Origin of the sequence: Paenibacillus phytorum, assembly GCF_013141715.1 — a bacterium.
GTDB lineage: Bacteria > Bacillota > Bacilli > Paenibacillales > NBRC-103111 > Paenibacillus_E > Paenibacillus_E phytorum.
This window is the reverse complement of sequence record NZ_WHOA01000141.1, coordinates 40,289-64,426: the sequence shown is the minus strand read 5'-3', so window position 1 is coordinate 64,426 and position 24,138 is coordinate 40,289. Positions and strand designations below refer to the sequence as shown.

At 44.6% G+C, this 24,138-nt stretch carries 22 protein-coding genes; 19 read left to right on the top strand and 3 right to left on the bottom strand.

The window, feature by feature from the left end; genetic code table 11:
- Window positions 1-10: 10 nt before the first annotated feature.
- The 17 genes from galU to GC098_RS21135 all read left to right on the top strand — a co-directional run bounded on the left by galU (window position 11) and on the right by GC098_RS21135 (window position 20,357).
- The gene (gene galU, locus GC098_RS21215) at window positions 11-949 is read left to right on the top strand and encodes a UTP--glucose-1-phosphate uridylyltransferase GalU (protein ID WP_171645228.1); all 939 of its coding nucleotides are present in this window, start codon (window positions 11-13) and stop codon (window positions 947-949) included.
- Window positions 918-1,634 carry a sugar transferase gene (locus GC098_RS21210; RefSeq protein ID WP_171645227.1) on the top strand — a complete coding sequence of 239 codons (717 nt, stop codon included), beginning with the start codon at window positions 918-920 and terminating at the stop codon, window positions 1,632-1,634. The genes galU and GC098_RS21210 overlap by 32 nt, the downstream gene beginning before the upstream one ends.
- A gap of 29 nt (window positions 1,635-1,663) precedes the next feature.
- Window positions 1,664-2,596: a glycosyltransferase gene (locus tag GC098_RS21205; RefSeq protein ID WP_312880254.1), complete on the top strand. Its 933-nt coding sequence runs from the start codon at window positions 1,664-1,666 to the stop codon at window positions 2,594-2,596.
- An 8-nt stretch (window positions 2,597-2,604) separates the two neighbouring features.
- Window positions 2,605-3,945, top strand: a complete 1,341-nt coding sequence (locus GC098_RS21200) for an O-antigen ligase family protein (protein WP_171645226.1) — start codon at window positions 2,605-2,607, stop codon at window positions 3,943-3,945.
- The gene (locus GC098_RS21195) at window positions 3,945-4,730 is read left to right on the top strand and encodes a WecB/TagA/CpsF family glycosyltransferase (RefSeq protein WP_171645225.1); all 786 of its coding nucleotides are present in this window, start codon (window positions 3,945-3,947) and stop codon (window positions 4,728-4,730) included. The genes GC098_RS21200 and GC098_RS21195 overlap by 1 nt, the downstream gene beginning before the upstream one ends.
- 10 nt (window positions 4,731-4,740) lie before the next feature.
- Entirely contained in the window at window positions 4,741-6,234 is a 1,494-nt protein-coding gene (locus tag GC098_RS21190; protein ID WP_246358787.1) for an O-antigen ligase family protein, read from the top strand.
- On the top strand, window positions 6,176-7,543 hold the full coding sequence (locus GC098_RS21185) for a lipopolysaccharide biosynthesis protein (protein WP_171645224.1): 1,368 nt from the start codon (window positions 6,176-6,178) through the stop codon (window positions 7,541-7,543). Before GC098_RS21190 ends, GC098_RS21185 begins: the two co-directional genes overlap by 59 nt.
- 31 nt (window positions 7,544-7,574) lie before the next feature.
- The gene (locus GC098_RS21180; protein WP_171645223.1) at window positions 7,575-8,408 is read left to right on the top strand and encodes a glycosyltransferase family 2 protein; all 834 of its coding nucleotides are present in this window, start codon (window positions 7,575-7,577) and stop codon (window positions 8,406-8,408) included.
- Window positions 8,392-9,654 carry a glycosyltransferase family 4 protein gene (locus GC098_RS21175; protein ID WP_171645222.1) on the top strand — a complete coding sequence of 421 codons (1,263 nt, stop codon included), beginning with the start codon at window positions 8,392-8,394 and terminating at the stop codon, window positions 9,652-9,654. The genes GC098_RS21180 and GC098_RS21175 overlap by 17 nt, the downstream gene beginning before the upstream one ends.
- Window positions 9,623-10,765 (top strand): glycosyltransferase family 4 protein, encoded by a 1,143-nt coding sequence (locus tag GC098_RS21170; protein WP_171645221.1) that lies wholly within the window; start codon window positions 9,623-9,625, stop codon window positions 10,763-10,765. The genes GC098_RS21175 and GC098_RS21170 overlap by 32 nt, the downstream gene beginning before the upstream one ends.
- A 30-nt stretch (window positions 10,766-10,795) precedes the next feature.
- Window positions 10,796-11,896 (top strand): glycosyltransferase, encoded by a 1,101-nt coding sequence (locus GC098_RS21165; RefSeq protein WP_171645220.1) that lies wholly within the window; start codon window positions 10,796-10,798, stop codon window positions 11,894-11,896.
- A gap of 4 nt (window positions 11,897-11,900) precedes the next feature.
- Window positions 11,901-13,232, top strand: a complete 1,332-nt coding sequence (locus GC098_RS21160) for a UDP-glucose dehydrogenase family protein (RefSeq protein WP_171645219.1) — start codon at window positions 11,901-11,903, stop codon at window positions 13,230-13,232.
- A 32-nt stretch (window positions 13,233-13,264) separates the two neighbouring features.
- Window positions 13,265-14,635 (top strand): sugar phosphate nucleotidyltransferase, encoded by a 1,371-nt coding sequence (locus tag GC098_RS21155; RefSeq protein ID WP_171645218.1) that lies wholly within the window; start codon window positions 13,265-13,267, stop codon window positions 14,633-14,635.
- A gap of 225 nt (window positions 14,636-14,860) precedes the next feature.
- Window positions 14,861-16,357, top strand: a complete 1,497-nt coding sequence (locus tag GC098_RS21150; protein WP_171645217.1) for a glycosyl hydrolase — start codon at window positions 14,861-14,863, stop codon at window positions 16,355-16,357.
- Between the two features lie 19 nt (window positions 16,358-16,376).
- Window positions 16,377-18,998, top strand: a complete 2,622-nt coding sequence (locus GC098_RS21145; protein ID WP_171645216.1) for a discoidin domain-containing protein — start codon at window positions 16,377-16,379, stop codon at window positions 18,996-18,998.
- A 595-nt stretch (window positions 18,999-19,593) separates the two neighbouring features.
- On the top strand, window positions 19,594-19,800 hold the full coding sequence (locus GC098_RS21140) for a hypothetical protein (protein ID WP_171645215.1): 207 nt from the start codon (window positions 19,594-19,596) through the stop codon (window positions 19,798-19,800).
- A gap of 56 nt (window positions 19,801-19,856) precedes the next feature.
- Entirely contained in the window at window positions 19,857-20,357 is a 501-nt protein-coding gene (locus tag GC098_RS21135) for a hypothetical protein (protein WP_171645214.1), read from the top strand.
- A gap of 136 nt (window positions 20,358-20,493) precedes the next feature.
- Here the strand turns inward: GC098_RS21135 and GC098_RS21130 are convergent, their stop codons facing one another.
- From GC098_RS21130 to GC098_RS21120, 3 genes are all read right to left on the bottom strand, one after another.
- Window positions 20,494-21,216 carry an alpha/beta hydrolase gene (locus GC098_RS21130; protein ID WP_312880252.1) on the bottom strand — a complete coding sequence of 241 codons (723 nt, stop codon included), beginning with the start codon at window positions 21,214-21,216 and terminating at the stop codon, window positions 20,494-20,496.
- A 48-nt stretch (window positions 21,217-21,264) separates the two neighbouring features.
- Complete coding sequence (locus GC098_RS21125) at window positions 21,265-21,666, bottom strand: NUDIX hydrolase (protein WP_171645213.1); 402 nt, start codon at window positions 21,664-21,666, stop codon at window positions 21,265-21,267.
- A gap of 260 nt (window positions 21,667-21,926) precedes the next feature.
- Complete coding sequence (locus GC098_RS21120; protein ID WP_246358786.1) at window positions 21,927-22,805, bottom strand: pentapeptide repeat-containing protein; 879 nt, start codon at window positions 22,803-22,805, stop codon at window positions 21,927-21,929.
- A 344-nt stretch (window positions 22,806-23,149) separates the two neighbouring features.
- Between GC098_RS21120 and GC098_RS21115 the strand changes: the two genes are divergently transcribed.
- Together GC098_RS21115 and GC098_RS21110 are read left to right on the top strand one after the other, a co-directional pair.
- Window positions 23,150-23,476, top strand: coding sequence for a hypothetical protein (locus GC098_RS21115; RefSeq protein ID WP_171645211.1), 327 nt, complete (start codon window positions 23,150-23,152; stop codon window positions 23,474-23,476).
- A 28-nt stretch (window positions 23,477-23,504) separates the two neighbouring features.
- Window positions 23,505-24,062 (top strand): class I SAM-dependent methyltransferase, encoded by a 558-nt coding sequence (locus tag GC098_RS21110; RefSeq protein ID WP_171645210.1) that lies wholly within the window; start codon window positions 23,505-23,507, stop codon window positions 24,060-24,062.
- Window positions 24,063-24,138 lie beyond the last annotated feature (76 nt).

Sequence of the window (24,138 nt, the reverse complement as noted above, 5' to 3'; positions counted from 1 at the left end):
GATGAGAGAGATGAAAAAGGTGAAAAAAGCAATTATTCCGGCCGCAGGACTAGGAACGAGATTCCTGCCTGCTACGAAAGCGATGCCCAAAGAGATGCTCCCAATCATCAACAAGCCGACTATTCAATACATCGTGGAAGAAGCCATCGAATCCGGAATCGAAGATATCATTATCGTTACTGGCAAAGGGAAGAGGGCAATCGAGGATCACTTCGATAATGCTTTCGAGTTAGAAAGCAAGCTGTTGGAAACAGGGAAGCTGGAGCTTCTCAAGGAAGTTCAGCGTTCATCCAAAGTAGAGATTCATTACATTCGTCAGAAAGAACCCAAAGGGCTTGGACATGCGGTCTGGTGTGCAAGAAGATTCATCGGGAATGAACCATTTGCTGTGCTGCTAGGCGATGATATTGTCACAGGGAAGGTACCCTGCCTAAAACAGCTCATTCAGCAATATGAATTATCAGAAAATTCAGTTATTGGCGTACAAACCGTACCGCCAGAGCTTACCAATCGTTACGGCGTCATTGATCCAGGTGAGCAAAATAACCGCCTGTATCAAGTGAAAGACTTGGTTGAGAAACCAAAATTAGGCACAGCCCCTTCCAATCTTGCCATTATGGGTAGATATGTGTTCTCCCCTAAAATCTTTGAATTTTTGGAGCTTCAGGAGAAAGGCGCTGGCGGAGAAATTCAGCTGACAGACGCGATTCAGAAGCTTAATCAAATAGAACGAGTGCTGGCGTATCATTTTGACGGAATCCGTTATGATGTGGGTGAACGTCTTGGTTACATTCTCACGACAATGGCGTTCGCCTTGGAGAGTAAAGATCTTCGGCCCGATGTACTTGAAGCGATGGCTGCCATCCTTATCAAGGAGCAATATGCACCAATTTTAGAACATTTGGGAGGTGTAGACCATGAGCTTGCGCGAACTGCAGGAGGATTATGAGTATCTGGGACCGCAAAAAATTCCCCAGAAGAGCTACTACACAGCTACTACTCCTAGACCGCAAGAACGGAAAAGCGCTGCTTCCTATTTGTTTGTAAAGCGTATGCTCGATATTATGCTGTCCATCGTGGGCATTCTCTTCCTGACACCGTTATTTATCATCATTGCTATCTGGATTAAAGTGGAAGATCCTAAAGGCTCAGTTTTCTTCAAACAAAATCGAGTAGGTAAAGACGAAAACCTGTTCCCGATGTACAAGTTTCGCTCGATGGTGTCCAATGCGGAAGAGCTGAAACAGCAGTTGATGAGTCAGAATGAAGTTGAAGGCGCAATGTTTAAAATGAAGAATGATCCTCGCGTTACACGCGTTGGACGATTACTGCGCAAAACAAGTATAGATGAGTTGCCACAATTGTGGAACGTACTCGTCGGTGACATGAGCTTGGTTGGACCAAGACCAGCTTTGCCGAATGAAGTTAGTGAGTATACACCATACGAGAAGAAGCGATTGGCCGTTACACCTGGTTGCACGGGTTTATGGCAAGTCAGCGGACGAAGTAATTTAAGCTTCGAACAAATGGTTGAACTCGATTTGACTTACATCAGAGAACGAAGCATTTTCTATGATTTGAAAATCATCTTGAAAACAGTTTCGGTCCTTCTTGGCTCCAAAGATGCCTTTTAGAGAACAGAAGGGAAAGGAGTAACACCATCGTGCTAATTCATCCTAAACCAAGGGTATCCATTGTCATCTGTACCTATAATCGTGCGGATTTGCTTCAAATCACCTTGAACTCGTTACCTGCTTTAAAGGCTATAGACAAAGCTGAGATTCTCATTGTGGATAACAATTCCACAGATCATACGCGAGAGATCTCACAATCGTTTATTCAGCGTCAAGCAGGGGGCACGGATGTTCATTATCTATTTGAACAAACACAAGGGCTTTCGGCTGCGCGAAATAGAGGTATTCAAGAAGCTAAGGGTGATATTGTCGCCTTTCTCGATGATGATGCAGTTCCTTGCATGGAATGGATTCGCACCATCATAGACACCTTGGATACTCGACAAGATGTATATGCGATGGGAGGTGTGATTCGACCTCGTTTCGAAAGTGAACGGCCGAAATGGCTGATCGAAGAGCTGGAGCTGCCCTATACGATTGTTGACATGGGAGCAACTGTGCATGAATATCCGATGAACAGGCATCCCTTTGGCGCGAATATGGCGATTCGCAAATCCTTTCACGACAAGTATTTGTTCCCAACCGACTTAGGGAGGAAGGGGACACTGCTGCTGTCTGGAGAGGAATCCTGGATATTTGAGCAGATGAAGAAAGAAGGGAAGGCTATTCTTTATCAGCCTTCCATGGTGGTCGATCACTTCATCCCAGATAGCCGCTTGACGAAAGATTGGATCAAGCAGCGCTATTATTATCAAGGTGTTACGAATGGCTCGATGCATAAAAGTCAAATCAGCAAGCTTGTTCTTCTCGGTAAAGTTGCAAGCAAGGTGCTCTACATTGTCGTAGATGCCTTGTTCGCGCGTACCGAAGGAAGAAAACTGCTGATTACATGCCGAATGCAAAGCATAAAAGGCACGCTAGACACGCTCAGTAGACGTGGAAAAATGCGCTTAATAGGGTGAGGATACTGATGACGACGGATCTTCCAATTCAGCTCAAAAAACCGATGTATTATGGTGCGGTCTATGTACTTCTTGCAGTCATGGTGGGTGTAGCGGCTGCTTATCAGCCTCTGTTCAGTATCTTGGGGCTGGGCGTGCTTTTCTCATTCATTTATGCCATCTACCAGCCGGAGAAAATGAGTTATCTAGTCCTTTTATCGACCGCTATATCGTTTAACTATATCGTCGAAGCGAATGTACCTGGTCTAGAGATTATTTCTCTTTATAAACTTGGAATTTTAATTCTGTTAGTTCCCTGTATGCTGCAAAACGGACTTCGATGGAAGTTCATCTATCCCATAGCAGCTATCGCCAGCATGTTATTCCTTACCATCTTCTTCTCAGATTGGCACCCAAGGCTGACGTTATCACTCACCTTGAAAGCATTTATCGGACTGACGCTTCCCTTCTTTTTTCTCATGATTAAATGGAATAAAGGGACGGCTCAAAGGCATATCCGGATTATTTGTCTGCTGCCATTGGTAAGTGTTGGAACTGGGGCGCTCCTTCAATTGGCTCATCTGTATTCGTTTCTCAATGTGGAATTCACGGGAGCCATTCGGGTACAAGGGGCGAATATCGCACCCCATTTGGCGATGCTAGCTTTTCTAGGCATTACGGTTGCCTTAATAGAGACCAAACGCAATCCACTGCAAGCCAAGTTTTATTATTGTACATTGGCTGCTAACTTTGCGATTCTGATCGCTACGGGAACTAGAGGACCTATCCTCGCCATGCTGGCCATGGCTGCTTACTATTTCTTCGATATGGTTAAGCAGTATATCAAAGGGAAGCTAATCTTAATAATCCCGCTGCTATGTTTCTTGGCCTTGATCGGTGGAGCCGTCTATGTGCAGTGGGACAATATGACAAAGCGTTCGTTCGAACGCCAGACAGGTACAGGAATTGACTTGTCTGGAAGAACAGAAGCATGGAGCTACTTCTTAAAAGGGGTGAAAGATTCCCCCCTGACAGGTAGAGGGCTAGGTGCGGTTACCGTTGCGAATGACGGGAGTTTATATGAAGGTTTTGTGGTTCCCCATAACGAGTACATCCGCTTTTATTATGATGCTGGTTATATCGGATGCAGCCTGTTGTTTCTATCGTTACTAGTCTTATTTGGAATGATCTATCGAGTAATCCCGCAGAGAATTAAGATTTACTACGTGGCGTTCATCCTGGCGTTCTTTCTATATTCCTTGTCGGATAACACCTTATCTACTGTTCAATTCATCATTCCTTTTTGCTGGTATTTGAATAGCTTGTATATTCTGTCAACGACAAATTCGAAAAAAGAAGAAGTGATCTGATGAGTAGAGTGACTATGTTCGATGTTAATTTTGATAATTATGATTTTCTGGACTTGCTTGCCTATATGGATGAGGTCATACGCCAGAAAAGTCATTCTTACATTTTGACCTGTAATGTCGATCATTTAATCAAGCTCAGAAAGGATGCTGAGTTTCAGAAGGTGTATTCAGGTGCAGGTGCCATTGTTGCAGATGGTATGCCGATCATATGGGCATCGAAGATGCTCCGTAAACCGCTCAAGCAGAAGGTATCCGGATCCGACTTGTTCACAAAGTTAGGTGAAGCTTTTGCAAGCAGACAATACAAGCTTTTTTTCTTAGGATCAGCTGTCGGTATTCCGGAGCAAGCGGTAAAGAATCTGAAGCTCGTATTTCCAAATCTGAATATCGTTGGCTGTTATTCACCTTCCTATGGTTTCGAGAAGAAAAAAGAGGAGAATGAGCAAATTATTCAGATGCTAATTGATACGCAGCCTGACATTGTGTTTGTTGGCGTTGGCGCTCCGAAGCAGGAGAAGTGGATTTACCAGAACTATCTTCAGTACAAAGTCCCGATCTCTATTGGCGTAGGCGCAACATTCGATTTCATTTCGGGCACAGTGAAGAGAGCTCCGAACATTATGCAGAAAACTGGATTCGAATGGTTCTGGCGTCTTGCCCAAGAACCGCGAAGGTTATGGAAGCGTTACTTGGTTCACGATGCTATGTTTGCTGTCTTGCTATGGCGGGAAGTTGTTAAGCAATTCAAGATGAAACGGGAGGGGACGGGAATCAACAGTGGATGAAATAAGCAAAATGATTAAGCCCCCTTTTATCACGACGCAGGCTAGTCGGATGACAATCCTGTTGGTTGGAATGGCTTTGTTCGTCTCTTTACTCATCGGTTATTCTAGTGCAACCCTGGATCCTGAACTTAGTATACAGATCACAATCTTGTTGATGCTGCTGTTTCCCGCTTTTGTGATGGCCCTGATAGATTCGCGTCGATTGATTCCTTATATTCTGCTCGTTTGGGTCATATGCCCGGAGATCCGGAGAATCCAGGATTGGATGGAAGGTACGTACCATTCTGTCTCCTTGTTGAGTATTGCGCCACTGCTAACGAGTGCGGTAGTGATAATACCGGTCATCTCCAAGTTAAATCAAATGGATTCTCGAATTAACAAATCGCTGATTTATCTAGCCATTGTGCTGTTGTACGGAAGTTTATATGGTATAACGAAAAATGGCAGCGGAGCTTTATACGATTTAGCTAATTATTTTATTCCAATACTGTTAATCCCTTATGCAGCCCTGTCTAAATTTGATAGTAAAGCTCTAGATCGCTTACTTATAGCATTGTCTGATACCGCGATCTTGATTGCTGTTTATGGCATTATCCAATATGTGATGGTGCCGCCATGGGATGCTTTCTGGATGAATCATGTGGAGATGACTTCCATTGGAAAACCGCTTCCCTTGGAGATCCGAGTGTTCTCTACGCTGAATTCCCCAGGACCGGCAGGGACGTATCTGGCATCTGCACTTGCACCGATGATTCTGGATAAGAGGTGGCGGGGTTCGCTGGGTTGGCTTGGTGTTATTCTCGTAACGGTGGGACTGCTTATCACATTAGTGCGCTCTGCCTGGGTTATGTTGTTCATTGATATTGTCATTTACACAGCCGTTTCAGCTGGTAGACAAAAATGGAAATTAATTGCTCAATTAACAGCTGTAATTGGAGCCATGTATGTCATTATTCCAAAGCTTCCCGGTGCACAAGGGCTTGTGGATCGTTTGGGCACAATGACAGCTATACAAGACGATCATTCGTATAATGAAAGACTTGATTTCTTCCATACGGTTTTCCCCATGTTATTTGCTAAACCGCAAGGGTTAGGTCTAGGCAGTATCGGTGTCGGCACCAAGCTGAGTAACGGGGGAGCACTTGGCGAATATGGCATCTTCGATAATGGATTTGTTGCTGTGTTTCTAACCTTTGGTATCCTCGGAGGTTTGCTGTTCTTCTGGGCGCTATGGGTTGTCACTCGATTCCTCTTATCTCAAAAAAATCAAACGGGCGGTTTGAATCTTTACAGTAAAATCGCGCTGTCCGCTTTGCTAGGAAGTATTATTTGTCTAGTTTTCGAAAATGGGTATACAGGTTTGAAAGGCTTTCTACTATGGATGGTCGTAGGAGTTGGAATTATGGCGCATCAAACGATCGTTCAAGAGAGGAGGCAAGTTTCGGATGCAGCAACCAGTCAACTTGAAAATAGTCCGCATAAAGCCTCTATTCGGCTTCATTAAAGCATTCTTTTCAAGCAAGAGTCATATCTCGGCTTCCATCAGAACGATGTTTTTCAGTGTACTAATCTTAGTGATTAATATGCTTACAGGTATTTTAACAGCACGATTTCTAGGACCATCCGGCAGAGGAGAGCAAGCGGCTATGGTCTTATGGTCTCAGTTCCTAGCCTTTAGTTTCACTTTCGGTCTGCCTTCCGCCATTATTTACAACGTGAAAAAGAACATGAAGGATTCCGCCAAGCTTTATTCGACCGCTGTTCTCATGGGTTTGACAGCAGGCATGCTTGCGATGAGCTTGGGGATACTGGTTTTACCCTATTGGCTCCGTACGTATTCAGACAGCGTGGTCCTTTTCTCCCAATTGTCCATGGTGCTCGTACCTCTCATCGTATTGTCTCAGATTAATAATGCGATGATGCAGGTGAGAGGCGAATATAAGCTGTTCAACCGTCTGCGCTTTCTTGTTCCGCTTAGTACGCTCATCGGCTTAGGGCTGCTAATCCTAACAAGAACAATGAATCCTTACACGTCAGCCGTGGCTTATCTCGCTCCGGCGGTTCCCTTTTACATATGGACGACAGTGCGCTTACTTAATCAATACAAATTCGTGATAAAGGATGCTTTTCAATCCTTTAAGACATTAATCCGGTACGGTATTGGATCCTACGGCAATGATTTAATGGGTAATGTCTCCTATTATATCGATCAAATTGTTATTATCGGTCTCCTTAATCCGGCAGAGCTTGGACTGTATGCGGTGGCGGTAAGCCTTTCCCGTGTAGTCAACATTTTCTCTACATCCATTATCGTGGTGTTGTTCCCGAAAGCATCGGGTTTACCTAAGGATAAAGTCGTTGAGATGACATTCCGTGTTTACAGGATCAGCACTTGTGTCGCTTTACTTTGCTCCATGATGATTATGCTGGTTGCACCTTTCGTAATGCCTTTACTGTATGGCCCTGATTTTAAAGAAGCGATCAGTGTTTTTCGAATGCTGCTCCTCGAAGTTTCCATCTCTGGTGGAACCATGGTTTTGGCTCAAGCGTTCATGGCATTAGGCAAGCCCAAGATTGTTACGATTCTGCAAGGGATAGGGCTGCTAATCGTCATCCCGTTACTAACGGTACTGATTCCGAAGTTCGGATTGTTCGGTGCGGGAATAGCCATATTATCATCGGGTTTACTGCGATTCGTCTTTATTCTACTTAATGTCAAATTCACCTTGAAGACGAAACTTCCTAAATTATTAATTAATAAAGATGATGTGCGTTGGTTACTTTCAGCAATATCAGCATATAAAGCCAAATAATTTGTTTGAAACTGGGGGAGGGGCGAACGAAATGAGTCACTATAGTGACGCTGTGGGAGAGAATCGGATTTCTGTTGTCATCATTGCGCAAGACGATGAAACGAGAATAGCGAGTGCGATTGCCTCCTGCAAGCCTTTTGCAGACGAAATTGTTGTAATTGATGGCGGGAGCAAAGACGGAACAGTCCGTGTATCTGAGCAGTTGGGCTGCAAGGTATATGTGAACGCTTGGCCTGGTTATGCAAAGCAGCGTATTTATGGCAGTGATCAAGCTACTTATGATTGGATTTTCGTTATTGATACGGATGAGGTTGTTAGTGAACCTTTAGCAGCTTCGATTGTTAAGTTGAAAAGTGACTTGTCCGATCCGAGCAAAGCCTATGCTGTCTTGCGTATTGGTGACTTTCTAGGACGCTGGATGGGCAAGGGCGAGAAGCTTGTCCGTCTATATAACCGTACCGAAATTCAGTACCGGGAAAGTCTTGTTCATGAAACACCGGATGTCGCAAGTGAGAATATCGAGTATGTGCCAGGTGTTCTATGGCATTATGGTTTCCGCAGTATTCATGATCATATTCAGCGGTTTAATAAGTATACCGATCTGGAAGCCGAAGGCGCTGTTGCTGCGGGGAAACGATTTAGCTTACTGCGAATGATCGTTCGCCCTCCCTTGCGATTTGTACAGAAATATATCGTTCATGGCCTGTATAAGAAGGGTATTCCGGGACTTGCGGTAGCCCTCTTCTGGGGAATATACGAATTCCTAGTGTGTATGAAACAGTATGAGCTTGGGCTTGCTCGGAAAAGAGTGAAACAGTCCCAAGAGCCAATTAAGGAGGGGAAAGCTTATGCTACACTGCAATAGCTTGCGGATCCTGTGTACCGGAATGGGTTGGCCATCTGCACAGCCTGGTGGACTAAACACTTATTTCAAACATATTTGCGAAAGCTTAGCTACCCGTCATGAGCTGGAGGCGCTGGTATGCAGTGCGAATAAGCCGGTCGTTCAAGATGACCTCCGTGTCACGAACGTAGCCGTCACCGATTTGAAGTTAAGTAAAAGACGAGATGCCTTTCGGAAGCACGCAGCTGAACTGATGAATGGGCAGGACATCGATATCGTTTATTCCCACTTTGCTCCCTATAGTATAGGAGTTGCCATGGAGGCCAAAGCGCGAAATATTCCGGTGGTGATGACGTTTCATGGTCCTTGGAGTGAGGAAATTAGGCTCGAAGGCAAGGGATTGAAGCATCGAATCAAAACAATGATCGCCAAGAGCTGGGAGATGAAAGCTTATCGGCTGGCGGATGCATTCATTGTATTAAGTGAAACCTTCCGCGATATTCTTCATCACCAATACGGTGTCCCGCTTTCAAAGATTCACATCATACCAGGCGGAGCTGATGTTGCCCGGTTCAAGCCGGCTGTGGATCGCACGGCGATAAGAAGGAAATTGCAGCTGGAGGAAGGGACGACAGCGGTGTTGACCTTAAGAAGATTAGTCAACCGAATGGGTCTTCTTCAATTACTGGAAGCTTGGAAAGAGGTTGCGAGAACGGTTCCGGATACCGTGCTGTTCATCGGTGGCAAAGGGCCGCTGCGAGATGAACTGGAAAACCGGATTGCTGAATATGGTCTCCAGTCTCGCGTCCGATTGCTGGGTTACATCCCTGATGGCGAGCTTGCTGATTATTATCAGGCTGCTGATCTGTTCGTTGTACCTTCCCAAGCGTTGGAAGGCTTCGGATTAATTACCGTAGAAGCAATGGCCGCCGGGGTTCCAGTCATGGCAACACCGATTGGAGGCAATCGTGAAATTCTTCAGAAATACCGACCCGATATGCTGTTTGCAGGTAAAAGCAGCCAAGATATGGCTTCTGGATTAATTCGCTTATTGCGGCATCGTGAAATGTGGCCAACTGCAGAGCAATGCAGAAGCCATGTGTTGGAGAATTACACCTGGGATCGTGTATCCAAACAGGTAGATAGTGTATTTAATCACGTAATCGATCAGCATTTGATTGCTTACGGCGGCAATCGTCAGGTAAGCGCTGGGAAGAAAGGAGGACGTGAACAGGATGAGGGTAGCTTATTTGGATCATACCGCTAGATGGAGCGGGGGAGAAGTCGCACTTTATAACATTATTACCCATCTCGGAAACGAAGTAGACCCATTAGTTATCGTGGCTGAAGAGGGAGCGCTTGTAGATCGCTTAAGAGAAAAAGGTATCGACGTTCGCGTTCTGCCATTAAGTGATAAGGTACGCAATCGCAACCGGAATGCGGTGAATTTGCAAGCAGTATCGGCCGCTTTTGAGCTTCTCACCTATGGGAAGAGGCTTTCCAAATTATTGAAAGCAGAACAAGTCGTCTGTGTACATACCAATTCGTTGAAATCTGCTTTTTATGGAGCTGTAGCTGCTAAATTGGCAGGCATTCCTCTTATCTGGCATATCCGGGACCATATCGGAGTTCCGTACTTGAAACCAATCGTCGCTCAGGCGATACGATGGATGTCCCGCTTGCTGCCAAACGGCGTTATAGCTAATTCTAATTCAACCTTGAATGCTCTGCATTTGCCGAAATCGAAAAGAACGTTAGTTGTCTACTCGGCTTTCGCAAAAACGAAGAATTCAGGGATTGCTGTAGAGAAAAAATGGATGAAGCCCTACGTTGTTTTGCTAGTTGGCAGGCTGGCGGAATGGAAAGGCCAACATATTTTACTCGAAGCGGCCAAATCGTTTCTACCCGATCAGCAGGTTCAGTTCTGGATAGCTGGGGATGCCTTGTTCGGGGAAGACGCGTATAAGCAGCAGTTGCTTCAACAAATGGCAGATAACAAGCTGTACAATGTTACTTTATTGGGTCATGTGGATGACATTCAAACATTAATGCAGCAAGCTGACCTTCTGGTGCATACTTCCATAACCCCTGAGCCATTTGGTCAGGTCATTGTAGAAGGTATGGCGGCTGGTTTACCCGTAATTGCTTCTAATGAAGGCGGTCCGACTGAAACGGTTGTAAATGGCGAAACGGGACTTCTCATTACGCCCGGTGACCCCGTTTTGCTTGCCGATTCCATTCGCTACCTGCTGGAGAATCCAGACGTGCGGCGCAGAATGAGCGAGAATGGCATAAAACGCGTGGAACAACACTTTGTCATCGAACGAACCGTTACCCAAATCACTCATTACTATGCAGGTTTAATTGCTAACTCGTAATTATCCGCTAGTAAATAAAGGATGGATCAAATGAAAATAGCAATCGCGCATGATTATTTGGTTCAAATGGGCGGGGCCGAAAGAGTGGTTGAGGTCTTTCACCAAATGTACCCGAGTGCTCCCATCTATACGACCATGTTTAGCAATAATCGGCTGCTAGATGAGCTAAGAGATGCGGATATACGGGCCTCCTGGTTGCAAAAAATGCCCGGTGGGAAAAGCCATTTTAAAGAAATGCTCCCCCTATACCCGTTTGCGATTAAGGATTTTGATTTCCGAGAATTCGATATCGTGCTTAGCTCAAGCAGCGCTTTCATGAAAAGTATTCAGGTTCCAAAGGATACGTTTCACCTCTGTTACTGCCATACACCGATGCGATTCGCTTGGGATTATGACACGTATATGGAGCGACAAAGCAATTCAAGTGTGATGAAGCGGCTTTTGAAGATTTATATCGATAGGCTTAAGCAATGGGATCAAAAAACGTCGGCTAACGTGAATCAGTTCATCGCTAATTCCTCCGTCGTAAAAAATCGCATTCGAAATTATTACCAACGCGATTCCGATGTTATTTTTCCGCCGATTAATACGTCGCGATTCCACAGCTCATCTTCCATTGATGATTATTATTTAATTGTATCGAGACTTGTTTCGTACAAGCGAATTGATCTGGCGGTAGAAGCATTTAATCGAAATGGACTGCCTTTATACATCGTTGGAGAAGGACCCGACATGGTGAGGCTTAAGGAAATGGCCAAAGGGAATGTTCGTTTCCTGGGAAGGCTGGATGACGGTTCGGTCACTCAAATGATGGCGCAATGCCGAGCGTTAATCTTTCCTGGTGAGGAGGATTTCGGCATTACACCGCTGGAAGCGAATGCTGCCGGAAGACCCGTAGTTGCCTATCAAGCGGGAGGTGCGTTAGATACGATTGTGCCTAATGTGAATGGTGTGTTCTTTAAACGGCAAGAGGTAGAAGATCTGCTGCTTGCAATTCAAGAAGTGGAAAACCATGCATGGGATGTAAGGCAAATCGTGCAGCACGCGCAGAAATTTGATGAGAAAACATTCATGGATAAACTAAAAGACTACATGGGTAAGGCCTACCAACAATTCAGAGAGGGGCATTAATCGTATGGATATTGCAGTAATCGGGACGGGGTATGTGGGGTTAGTTTCCGGGGTATGCTTCGCTGAAGTGGGCAATAACGTAATCTGTGTGGATTACGATGAACAGAAAATTGAAAAGCTGCAAAACCTGATATCTCCGATCTATGAACCTGGTATTGAACAACTGATGGAGAAGAATCTCAATGCCGGTCGGTTGGCCTTTACCTCTGATTTGGCACAAGCCATCAGCCAATCCGAACTCATTATCATTGCGGTAGGCACACCTTCCTTACCAAATGGAGAGGCTAATCTGGCGTATATCGAGCAAGCGGCCATGGAAATCGGGAAGGCGATGAATAGCTATAAAATCATTGCAACGAAAAGCACCGTTCCTGTGGGTACGAACGAGCATATTCAAATGATTATTGCTATGAATACGTTGCAGTCTTTCGACGTCGTATCGATTCCAGAGTTTCTCCGGGAAGGCTCGGCGATCGACGATACCCTTCATCCGGATCGGATTGTCCTCGGGATTGAAAATCCAAGCTTAGCCGCACCTCTCACGGAGCTGCACCGTTCTTTTACCGATCAAATCTTCGTTACAAGTATTCGCAGCGCGGAGATGATTAAGTACGCATCGAATGCTTTTCTGGCGACCAAAATTTCTTTTATTAATGAAATATCCAACATTTGCGAGAAAGTTGGCGCAGATGTCACCGAGGTTGCCAAAGGAATGGGGCAAGATAAGCGAATTGGCTCTTCCTTCCTGAGTGCGGGTATCGGCTACGGGGGTTCTTGTTTTCCCAAGGATACAGACGCGTTGATTCAAATTGCTGGCAATGTCGACTATGAGTTTCAATTGTTAAAGTCGGTTGTCGAGGTGAATAAATCGCAGCGTTATAAAGTGATTTCCAAGCTGGAGGCGTCCCTCGGTCCACTAAGCGGCAAATCCATTGGCATCTGGGGATTGTCTTTTAAACCGAACACGGATGACATTCGTTATGCGCCTTCCATAGAAATCGTTGAAACCCTGATTCGTGCGGGAGCACGGCTGAAGCTGTATGATCCCATTGCAATGGAGAAATTTAGGGAACGTATCGACCATCCGGCGATTCAGTGGTGTGAGAATGCCCTGGAAGCAGCCACGGGGTCCGACGCCATTTGTTTACTAACGGATTGGGAAGAATTCAAAGTGGTCCCATTGTCACAGCTCATTTTTGTCATGGAGCAGCCAATTCTTATTGATGGTCGCAATGTGTTTAGCAAAGAGCAGGTCCAGGGAACTGGACTCAAATATTATTCCGTAGGGAGACCTGATTTGATCGGAGCATCCCGTCCAAAAGCGCTGGCTAGATAATTGTCAAATAAACCGAGTGGAGCGTGGTATTCATGAAATTGGTTCTTCTTTCCGGCGGGTCGGGTAAACGACTGTGGCCATTGTCCAATGATTCCAGATCTAAGCAATTCTTAAGGGTACTTGAAGATGCTGAAGGCAGAAGCGAATCCATGGTTCAACGTGTATGGAGACAACTGCAGAATACGGGCCTCGGCGATGATGCTTACTTAGCGACGAACCGCTCCCAGGTAGAAATGATCATAAGTCAATTGGGTGGCGATGCACCGCTTATTGTCGAGCCTGAGAGAAGAGATACCTTCCCTGCAATCGCGCTTGCTGCTGCTTATATGTATGATGTCGAAAGTTTGCCCCTGAACACTGTGATTACGGTGTTACCGGTAGATCCGTATGTCGATGAGGCTTTCTTTCAGAAAATTAAACAGCTTGAGTATGTTCTGCACGAAACGGATGCGAATTTGGCACTAATGGGCGTTGTTCCAATGGTTCCATCTGAGAAATACGGGTATATCGTTCCCTCTGACAAACGCAAGAAAGGGTCAGAAGCACTTCACGTTAACCATTTTGCTGAAAAGCCGAATCGTGAACAAGCAGCTGCCTTGATTGAACAGAAGGCGCTTTGGAACTGCGGTGTCTTCGCTTTCCGACTAGGCTATCTCATTGAAGTCATGGTGGAGAAGGGCATCCCGATTCAGTATGAAGAAATGCTTAAAAACTATCATAGATTAACGAAAATTAGCTTTGACTACGAAGTTGTAGAGAAGGAAGCTAGTTGTGTTGTCGTACCTTACGACGGCTATTGGAAAGACCTTGGCACTTGGAATACACTGACAGAGGAAATGAGTCGATCCCAGATCGGAACGGGCATCGTGACTGAAGATTCCGAGAATACCCATTTGATTAATGAGCTAGACATTCCAGTTACGGTGATTGGGATTAAGGACGCTGTCATCGCTGTCAGCCCTGATGGGATTCTAGTAACGAGCAAGTCGGAAAGTCCTCGCATTAAGGAAGTCATGAATAAAATTGAACACCGACCGATGTATGAGGAGCGCAGGTGGGGACGTTATCGCGTGATTGACTATGTCAAATATGCGGAAGATAATGAGGTGCTGACCAAACGGATTCTCGTTCATGCAGGTAAAAATATAAGCTATCAGCTGCATTATAAACGCAGTGAGGTGTGGACGATCGTAAGCGGCGTTGCGGATATTGTCATTAATGACAAGCTCTATCAAGTGAAGCCTGGTGATGTCGTTCGAATTCCAGATGGAACTAGGCACAGCATTCGAGCCATAACGGATGTTGAATTTATCGAGGTCCAAAGCGGATCCGAATTAGTTGAAGAAGACACGGTTCGTATTTGTATGGCATGGAAGGATATCCCCCTTTACCAATTTATTTAAGATTTGTTTTGAAACAACGAACCGCCTTCTATTCGACTTTGGCGAATGGAAGGCGATTCCTTGTTTGAAAGCATAACTGAAATTGGAAAAACTTTCAAAATATTAATATAATGCTTATACAAATCTAATATATGACCTGTATGGTAGATTAAGCAGGATGAACACGTGTGTTAGAAACGTAAATCGGGGTTCATTGTGTCAATCTACGATACTGGAGGAAAGATGATGATCGATTTTTTTGGAAAGGTGGGTGTGCGTAAGAAGGTGGTTTCCTTATTGTTTCTACTCTCTTTGCTAGCACCGAATTTATTGCTTCACCCGAACGTAACGAATGCGTCAGTTGTTCCTATCAACTCACAAGCAACGTACGAGGCTAAGGCAGTATTGCAGCATTTGTATGCCATTTCGGGTGTAAGCATTATTAGCGGACAGCATGATTATCTAGAAAGCCCAGATGAATGGACGAATCAAGTCAAAGGCTGGACTGGTAAATATCCGGGTCTTCATGGTTATGAATTCGGTGCCATTATGGATCAATCAGAAAGTCAATTGGCAGATCAAAGACAAAAGGTGGTTAATAGTGCGATTGCGTGGAACCAGGCTGGCGGTCTGGTAACGATATCATTTCATGAAAGCATTCCTGGAACATGCCTTTGCTGGTCGAATGTACAGAAGGAAATGAGCCAAGCCGATTTTGATAAGTACGTTACGCCAGGTACTCCCCAGTACGCGCAATTGCTTGCAGATCTCGATAAAGCTGCCGTGTACTTAGGGAAACTTAGGGATGCAGGTGTTCCTGTCTTATGGCGCCCCTATCATGAAATGAATGGTAATTGGTTCTGGTGGGGCAAGAAGAGCAACTTCCCTGCATTATGGAATATCATGTATGACCGCTTCGTTAATGTGCATAAGTTGAACAATTTGCTTTGGGTGTGGAGTCCGAATGCACCGAATGCATGGTCTGACTCGTATACAGCCACTTATCCTGGAGAAAATAAGGTGGATGTACTCGCCGTTGATATCTATGACAATGATTACCATTCGGATTATTACACCAAAATTGTGGAATTGGCTAATGGTAAGCCTGTAGCCGTGGGGGAAAATGGTGAGCTGCCTAGCGGCACTATTTTGAATGAGCAGCCCCAATGGGCCTATTTGATGACATGGGGCAAAATGCTTGCAGAAAATAATAACCTACAAGAAATTGAATCCTTCTATACGAATTCCAAATTACTGACAAGAGAGTCTCTTCAACCTATTAAAGCACCTATCTCACAACAACCTGTCTTACAGGATGAGAGATACGGGTTGCGAGCGGAATATTACGATAATAAGGATTTGACCGAGCTGAAGGAAACGAAGGAAGATGCCAAGATTGATTTCAATTGGTCCACAGCAGCTCCCTTTCCTTCTATGCAAGCAGATACGTTTTCCGTGAGATGGACGGGTAAACTTAAGCCCAAATATACGGAAACCTATAAGATTTCTACCTTAAGTGACGATGGCATCCGAGTTTGGGTGAATGGCGTGTTGGTTATTGATAGTTGGTTTAATCAAAGCTGGGTGGAACGATCCGGAACCATTGCACTAACCGCTGGCGTGCCTGTTGATTTGAAAGTCGAATATTATGATAATACGAATGGTGCTGTTGCTAAAGTCATGTGGACGAGCCCGTCCCAAGTGAAAGAAATTATTCCCGCGAGTGTCCTATTACTTCCTTGATGGTTGAGAGGTATCTAACATGATGAGATATGTGATTGTACCAACTGCCTTGTTGATCTTACTGATCCTGACCTCGGCTTCGAATAACTACAATGCATCGGCAAAAACAGATTTTGTAAACGTGATGGCAGTTTCTAATCAGATTGGCAATCAAATATGGATGTTGGGCAATCAGAACGATTCCTATTTGGAATTTGGAAATGCAAGCGCGGGACAGAGCAGCTACACCGTAACGCCCGACTTGAAGCAGACGGATGCTTGGGACACGGTGCCTCAAGGTCTTAATAAATCCTTGAATCCTACCTTTGCGATCAACTTCCCGCTCACTGAAATACCTGAATATGGTGTTCATTTCCGAGTTCGAATTCTGGATGCTCACAAAGCCATTCCACAGATGGCGGTTTTCTCTAACAAGATGCTTTCTGGCATCATCCAGATTGCTGGAGTTGGGGGGACAACAAGCACTTACCCGTACAAGAAATTATATGAGCTTTATATCCCTAAGGAGCAGCTGCAGCTGGGAAATAACGAATTGAAGCTGTCAGCCTTAGGCTGTTTGTATTGTACGGCAGATGAGAATAAATTTCTCTGGTGGAAATGGGATTACCTAGCACTTGATGCGCTGTCCTCACCTGCAGAAGAACCGATTCATGGGAGATATGTGGAATCAGGTACGAAGGTAAGCAATCTGTCATTCTACTATGATCAGGGAGCAGTAAGGCACCTTCCTTATGTTTTGAAATGGTTAGGAATCGCCTACAGCGGCAATGTGATGAGGGTGGATTGTGCGACAGATGTGAAGATGGGGTGTTCGTCGATCAAATCTTATTACGAAACCCTGCGTGATTACAATACTGGGGCGGTAGCTCTGCATCTACATACAGGAAATATTAAGCTGAAAGAAGATGGCACACTGCCTGCAGATGCAGAGAATAAATTATTGGATTATGTGAAGCAGTATGGGTCCATGTTTCAATACTATGAGATTGATAATGAACCAGGCTTGTTCAATCGCTCCAAAGAGGTGAATCTAGCCATTGCGAAGTGGTTGAAAACCCATCTTCCTGAGCTTGCTCCTCATGTGAAAACAGTGGCTCCAGGATGGGCATATGCACCTAAGTACAACATTAGATCATGTAGAAATCAAACCTCGTCTGGCATGTTTAAATGTGGAGAACCCGATGGGTGGGAAGACGATTCTGAGCAGCGAATGGAGCTAGAAGAGTTGACAGATTTAACGAATGGGCATGCTTACGGAAATTCGTATTCCGATAATAAGGATGGAAGCTTCTTAGAAAATCTGCAAACATTCGGAGGGGCAGAGGATGGCCTTAAGAAGCTAATGTTGAATACGGAGTATGGAACTTCAGATAGCCATATGGATCCCAAAGAATTTGGTGCTACGCAGCCTCAATCGGCGGTCTTCGATCGCATTATGAGGGCTCATATCGGATATGCCGATATGTTTATGCAGCATGCAGCCTTTTATCCGCAATATGCCTTGTTTGAGTCGGGGATTGATTTGAATAATCAAAACCCTGCGCAAATGAAGATTCATAAGAACTTAACGGACAAAGATACGCGGGTTGGGGTTATGCGCAGGTTGAATTTAGCCTATGCCACGCACGGGAAACCGCTAGTTTACGAACTTACCAACAAGTCTGAGTTGGCTGATAAGCTTGTTTATTTTCGCGGCGTGGATACATCGACATTGCCTGCACTCCCAGGATCAGGAGCGAAGTCGGACAAAATTCTGCTTAACTTTGTAAATTTTGGGACGAGTACGCAAACAATACACGCCAAAGTAACTATGCCCGAAGCTGCTTTGTATGAAGGAGAAAGATTCGGAGCGGGTGATACCTATGAAACAGCTCGTACGTACTTGACAGGACTGCAAGCAGCCCCTGAGCTTGAATTCAAGGAAACGCTGCTTCCTGGTGAAGCTGTGCAGTATATCTTGACACGGACTGATGGGGTAAAACCGATTGCACCTGCGTGGATTCAGGCAAAGCCTATAGAGAATCATGCGATTGAGCTTAGCTGGAAAGAATCAGAAGGAGCACATAGTTACGATGTTTTACGAAAAATAGGTACGGGTGAGGGCAGTTACGAGGTGATCGCTGAACAAGTGCCAGAAACTAGTTTTGCCGATATGGATACGTTGGTTGGAAACAAATACACGTATCAGATCAGAGTTTCAGGCTCAGAAGAGGTTTCGCAAGCGGCAACGGCGACGACTACCGATGTAGTTGCCCTAAACCGGGCAGAATGGGGAGTAACCAGTAGTTCTGGCAAACCTCAAGGTGCGATTGATGGCAGTCCCTATACGCGCTGGGATACAGGGACAGCTCAAGCACCCGGGCAATTTTATCAAATTGATATGAAGAACTCATTTACAATCAACAAAATTGTGCTAAGAAGTGAGAACTCGCCGAATGATTATCCAAGGAAGTATGAAGTATATGTATCTACTGACGGCTTCAATTGGGGAACTTCAGTCGCATCGGGTGTTGGCACAAACGTACTAGAAATCAACTTCAATCCACAAAATGCGCGATACGTAAAGATTGTTCAGACAGTGAAAGCAGGGAATTATTGGTCCATTCATGATCTGCAAATTTACGGTCACAAAACGGATTGACATAAGTTTATTACGAATAGCAGTGAAGGAATGGCAGCTACTCCGAAGGAGAGCTGTTTTTTTGTCGCCACATAAGAACATATAAGTTTTCGGTTCCCGAAAACCGCGCTGTATCCCAAACTCAACACGCACTTGGCATCACCAGATTGTAGCGGAACGTAGATGTCTTATTTTGCTCAAAAACGCGTATTTCACGTTTTCGCGGAACGAGGATCCACTAATTCCCAATTTAGAGGTGTAAAAACCGGAAAAACGGCAAAATAGCGCCTCCACGTTCCGCTTACAGGCCTTGCAACGGCATAATTACCGAAATAGCAAATCCTCGTTCCCCGCGATCCTCGCTATAACAACATGTGACGAAGAGGGCGAATTATTCGCGAAAAAGGAGTAAATAAATGACAATAGGACTAAATCGAACTGCACTTATTACAGGGCGAATAACGGGATTGGACTCGAGCTGACCCGCAAAATCCTGGCTGAAGGTTGGCAAATCATTGCACTGATCCGCTCCGGATTCCCTGAGGATGACACACATATAGATCCAGGTGGCAATAACACCTTAAGAAAAGGAAAAAAAATCAGTTTGCCCTTCTATTTGAAACCGATTATGAAGCTGTTCTTCCCGCACCCAAGCAAAGGAGCTTCGCTTTTATACGATGCAGCTGTAGGTGGGAAAAACGAGGCATCGGGCGTCTTCCTAGTGAAAAGCCAAGTAACAGAGCTGAAATTCACCGATCAAGGACGTAAGGTCCTAGATAAAGCGAGCGACATTTATGAGCGGGAGTTCACACTCCAGCACTAACGGAATACACTTAGATTAGATTAAATTTAACAACGGTGTGACGAGGAGGGGTACAGTTGAGATATACAGTGCAATATCTACCTCTAAGTAAGATTAAGCCGGAAAGTATCGCTGCTAAGACCTCACTAAGAAATAAGGAATTTAAAAAAGTTGCACAAGATCTAATGCATCTGTTGATTGTGCGAAAAAGCAGAAAAGAAGGTGGTTACGTCATCCTCGGCGGACATCATCATTTCGATTTCCTCAAAAAGCATACAAAAAAAAGTTCTGCTGTATGTCTTGTAGATGAAGGAAAGATTTCTGCAAGTGTAGGTACACTTATTAATCGTTTCAGGAAACGACAACTACCTTACGAAGTTCCTTACATCACACCAGATAAGATTGCAGTTAACAGCTGGTCTATCATTCGTACTTTTCTGAAAAGGGAGCCCCGCTTTCGAAGGCTTTCTCGAAGACAGCAATTGAAGGTACTCCGGCTTGGTATTCAATATAGGAAAACAACCATACAATCCATGCAAGCAAAAGTAGAAGATCTTTTAAAAAAGATAGTGCACTGATGAGATAAGTCAAACAGGGAATTTAGTTGAATAAAGTACGATATAAACGAGTAAGGAGCTGCCGCGGGCAGCTCCTTACTTTTTCACGAACATGTGGCAGTATTGCTTATTGATTTATCCAATTGGATAATTCCCGTTATTCCTTCACATACGTACGGATAAATTGAGCTACTTCGCGGTCATACCTAACCTGATCAGAATCGGTTGGCACGAACAAATCAGCGTCGCCGTGGATGAATAGCATCGGTGTTTTGGACTTTTGGAGTTGATCTAGGGCAGAAGCTTCACCGAAAAAGTACCCAGCTCGAAGTTTGGTCAAAAGACTGGTTAAATGAAGGAGCGGAAATATCGGAAGCCGATACATTCGCTTCAGCTGGTAAGCTAGCTGATCCTTAGCAGTCGTATAGCCGCAATCTTCCACGATGGCTTTGACGTTAGGCGGTAAAGCCTCGCCGCTAGTCATCATTACCGTCGCTCCGCCCATAGACACACCATGTAGGACGATCTTCGACTGCTCACCCATGTGTTCGATAACTTTATCGATCCATTGGACGTAATCCTTGCGTTCGGGCCAACCGAATCCGATATAATGGCCTTCACTTCGGCCATGTCCGCGGGCGTCGGGGATGAGGACGTTAAAGCCTAATGTGTCCTTATACATTTGCGCTAGTTTACCCATCTGCATAGCTTGTCCAGCATATCCGTGCGCGAGAATGACAGTTCTATCGGTCGATCGATCGGCGGCCAAATGTCGGCGCGGGAAATGGCAACGCGATAGAAATAAAAGCTTGCGGAAACGAGGATAAGAAAGACCATTGCCACTATAGCTGCGATCAACAACAAAATCAACAACAAACACCCTTTCATTTTACATGTTACCGAGTTAAAACAACTTTGATTAAGTGGATTATGAAAGCAACTTCATCTCTTTTAATTTGTCGAAAATGATTTGGCAAACAGGAGATACGCGATCCCGGTCATTATAGTTTAACCAAACTAATTCAGCTATCTCAGAAGCTGGACTCAGATCTCCATCAAAATCCGCCGTATAACATGTCATTTTTACTTGCGTACCTTCCGATTTACCATGGGCTTGTGCTTCGAATGTCCCAAAATGTAAGACGGTATCTGGCTTTATATGAACGGATAATTCCTCTTCTATTTCTCGTAAAAGAGTATCGATATCGGTTTCATCGGGCTCCCTTTTTCCTCCCGGTAAATAATAGGTGTCTTTTCCTTTGGAACGAGCGCTTAATATTTGACCATTAACAACATATATCCATGCAATCTTATCAATTATTGTAGTCATCCAGATCTCCCTTATCTTATTTTTCTGAAATTATAGCATAACGGAATACAAGAGTGTACTTATTGAGCAGGCTGCTGCGGCGGGCTGTTGACTATAATTGAAGTAGCGGGAGATTAGTTATGAAAAAGGTATTTCAACTGATTATACCGAAATAGAACATATTGAAAGATGGGCAAGGAAATGGGCTAACGATTGCCATACTTTATGGCTAAATAAAAAGGTCAACCAGTAAAAACTGGCTGACCTCTTAATACGATGCTCTATGCTTTGATTTTGGACCAGTGAGTTGGTCGAGTGAGCGACGGTGGTAACTTGGTGTCGTTATCGCCCTTCGCCGCGTTGAGTTGGGCTTGGGTGAGAAAGATACTGTCAGTCAGGTTGGCACCACTAAGATCAGCATCCCGGAAATCAGCCCCGATAAGGTCAGCCACTCTCAGGTCGGCACCTCTGAGGTTAGCTGCAATAAGGTAGGCTCCTCTCAAATTAGCTCCTCTGAGATCGGAACCTTTGAGATTGGCCCCGATAAGGTCGGCACCTCGACCGTAGGTCTTCTGGCGCCCAGCGGGTTTCTTCTGCTTGCGCAGGGCTTCGGCTCGCACGAGTTCGCTCGTCCGTAGAAGCAGAACATTGACATTGGCTCGGTGTGCTTCCACGTCCAGTTCCATGATAGAGTCGGCACTAAGGTGAGTGAGGCGTTCCGTTTCGTCGAGCGCTAGGCTGAGTTCACCGTGGATAGGACTGGCCGGCTGCAATGTTAGTGCTTCGGTCAGATACCAGAGCAGCTCATGGAGTTGACGCATGATCGGGAACACCTCGAACATTTGCTTTGCGGAACTTGGGACTTGACGCCAGTCGTTTCCACCGAAGGTGACATGGGAAACCTTTTGCCCCGCGCCGAAGCAGTCATAAACCGTACAACCTCGAAAGCCCAGCTGCCTGAGATTAGTGTGAACGCCGCAGCGGAAGTCCGATTGCAGGTTAGGGCAGGGCTGGCCGGCGTCTTTGTCGATCGCGAAGTCAGACGAAGCTGCGTAGGGCAGTGCGACACAGCACAAGCCGAAGCAATTCTCGCAGTCAGATTGCAGACTGAGGGGATTCCTGCCGTTTAAAGTTTCTGCATATTCGTGATTCTCAGACAATGTTGTCCTCCTTCCGCTACACCATATTCTCATACTTGTCTATTTTAATCAGCAAGGCTATGGGATGGTCATAGAATGTTTTTTATGTATGAAAAATGAGTAATTTCTTCAATCCTATTATAGTATTACTGAATATTTTTTCTGTCAATCTATGTCTATGACTAGGAGCTAGTTGGAGATAGTGGAGTTCTCCCGGGATATAGGCTCCAACAAGAATATCAAAATGAGAGATAGGCGCCGAAACGCGCTTATTGGAACACTCCCGCGAAAACCGCGCCTAAAGCGGCAAACAAGCCGCCAGCGCCAGCGTCGCTCTCAAAGAAGGAGTGAAATTTGTTTTGCTTATGGAAGAAGAGGTTACTGTATTACTAAGAGTAGGTTTGATATTTGTTATGATTCCAGTAGTAGTACTAGTAATTAGTTTGATGATTAAATTTAAGAAACAGGGGTATGGCTGGTTTTTGAGTCATTTGATTTTGTTTACTTTTGGTGCATTAACCTGGATAAGGATACTTGAAACTAGGGCTTTTACCAGTTCCATGTATAACTCTTTGACTATCACTGCAATAGGTGTAATGTGGGCTGTCAGTATGGTTTGTTTTGCCATAGGTTTATTGTCATTAAGTTATTTAAAGAAAGAAAAAGAAGGAGTAGATACCTATCCGCAGTAATTGGTTCGTTAACAATTATGATAGATTAATGAAACCCTTGGAGACTAAAAGATTTATAGATATTCGCTCCGAGTTAATTAATAAAGCAAAGGGAGAAGTTTTGGAAATCGGATGCGGAACAGGAATTAATTTCAGCTTCTATAAGGACGTAACTGTAACAGCAATTGAACCGAATCCAGTTCTAAGGAAGACCTCGTATGAGCGAGCTTCCGAAGCTAAAACGCCTATCCATGTAATTGAAGGTAATGCTGAGCAATTGTCATTTTCGGATCATTCATTTGATACTGTGGTTGGGACGCTAGTTTTTTGTACGATACCAAACCCAGTAAAAGCGATTAGAGAAATTAGTAGAGTGTGTAAACCTACGGGAACAATTCTATTATTTGAGCATGTTCGACATGAAAATGCCATATTGGGGAAGTTACAAGATCTCCTCTCACCGATATGGAAGAGAGCTTGTGACGGGTGTCATTTAAATAGAGATACGATTCATTTACTCAAAGAAGAAGATATAGAGTTAATTGAAATTAATAAACATTTAGGAAACAATTTTGTAACAATTGAAGCTAGAAAAAAACGGAAGTGAGTATAAGTGGACTCCGTGTAACCATGTTAAGGCGTTCATAATATTAATAATTTTTTGAAAATCCTAACTGTAATAA

What these genes read in the sequence shown, in the direction of transcription:
- galU (WP_171645228.1), top strand. Translation starts at nt 11, where the DNA reads ATGAAAAAGGTGAAAAAAGCAATTATTCCGGCCGCAGGACTAGGAACG.
- GC098_RS21210 (WP_171645227.1), top strand. Translation starts at nt 918, where the DNA reads ATGAGCTTGCGCGAACTGCAGGAGGATTATGAGTATCTGGGACCGCAA.
- GC098_RS21200 (WP_171645226.1), top strand. Translation starts at nt 2,605, where the DNA reads ATGACGACGGATCTTCCAATTCAGCTCAAAAAACCGATGTATTATGGT.
- GC098_RS21195 (WP_171645225.1), top strand. Translation starts at nt 3,945, where the DNA reads ATGAGTAGAGTGACTATGTTCGATGTTAATTTTGATAATTATGATTTT.
- GC098_RS21190 (WP_246358787.1), top strand. Translation starts at nt 4,741, where the DNA reads ATGATTAAGCCCCCTTTTATCACGACGCAGGCTAGTCGGATGACAATC.
- GC098_RS21185 (WP_171645224.1), top strand. Translation starts at nt 6,176, where the DNA reads ATGCAGCAACCAGTCAACTTGAAAATAGTCCGCATAAAGCCTCTATTC.
- GC098_RS21180 (WP_171645223.1), top strand. Translation starts at nt 7,575, where the DNA reads ATGAGTCACTATAGTGACGCTGTGGGAGAGAATCGGATTTCTGTTGTC.
- GC098_RS21175 (WP_171645222.1), top strand. Translation starts at nt 8,392, where the DNA reads ATGCTACACTGCAATAGCTTGCGGATCCTGTGTACCGGAATGGGTTGG.
- GC098_RS21170 (WP_171645221.1), top strand. Translation starts at nt 9,623, where the DNA reads ATGAGGGTAGCTTATTTGGATCATACCGCTAGATGGAGCGGGGGAGAA.
- GC098_RS21165 (WP_171645220.1), top strand. Translation starts at nt 10,796, where the DNA reads ATGAAAATAGCAATCGCGCATGATTATTTGGTTCAAATGGGCGGGGCC.
- GC098_RS21160 (WP_171645219.1), top strand. Translation starts at nt 11,901, where the DNA reads ATGGATATTGCAGTAATCGGGACGGGGTATGTGGGGTTAGTTTCCGGG.
- GC098_RS21155 (WP_171645218.1), top strand. Translation starts at nt 13,265, where the DNA reads ATGAAATTGGTTCTTCTTTCCGGCGGGTCGGGTAAACGACTGTGGCCA.
- GC098_RS21150 (WP_171645217.1), top strand. Translation starts at nt 14,861, where the DNA reads ATGATCGATTTTTTTGGAAAGGTGGGTGTGCGTAAGAAGGTGGTTTCC.
- GC098_RS21145 (WP_171645216.1), top strand. Translation starts at nt 16,377, where the DNA reads ATGATGAGATATGTGATTGTACCAACTGCCTTGTTGATCTTACTGATC.
- GC098_RS21125 (WP_171645213.1), bottom strand. Translation starts at nt 21,666, where the DNA reads ATGACTACAATAATTGATAAGATTGCATGGATATATGTTGTTAATGGT.
- GC098_RS21115 (WP_171645211.1), top strand. Translation starts at nt 23,150, where the DNA reads ATGGAAGAAGAGGTTACTGTATTACTAAGAGTAGGTTTGATATTTGTT.
- GC098_RS21110 (WP_171645210.1), top strand. Translation starts at nt 23,505, where the DNA reads ATGAAACCCTTGGAGACTAAAAGATTTATAGATATTCGCTCCGAGTTA.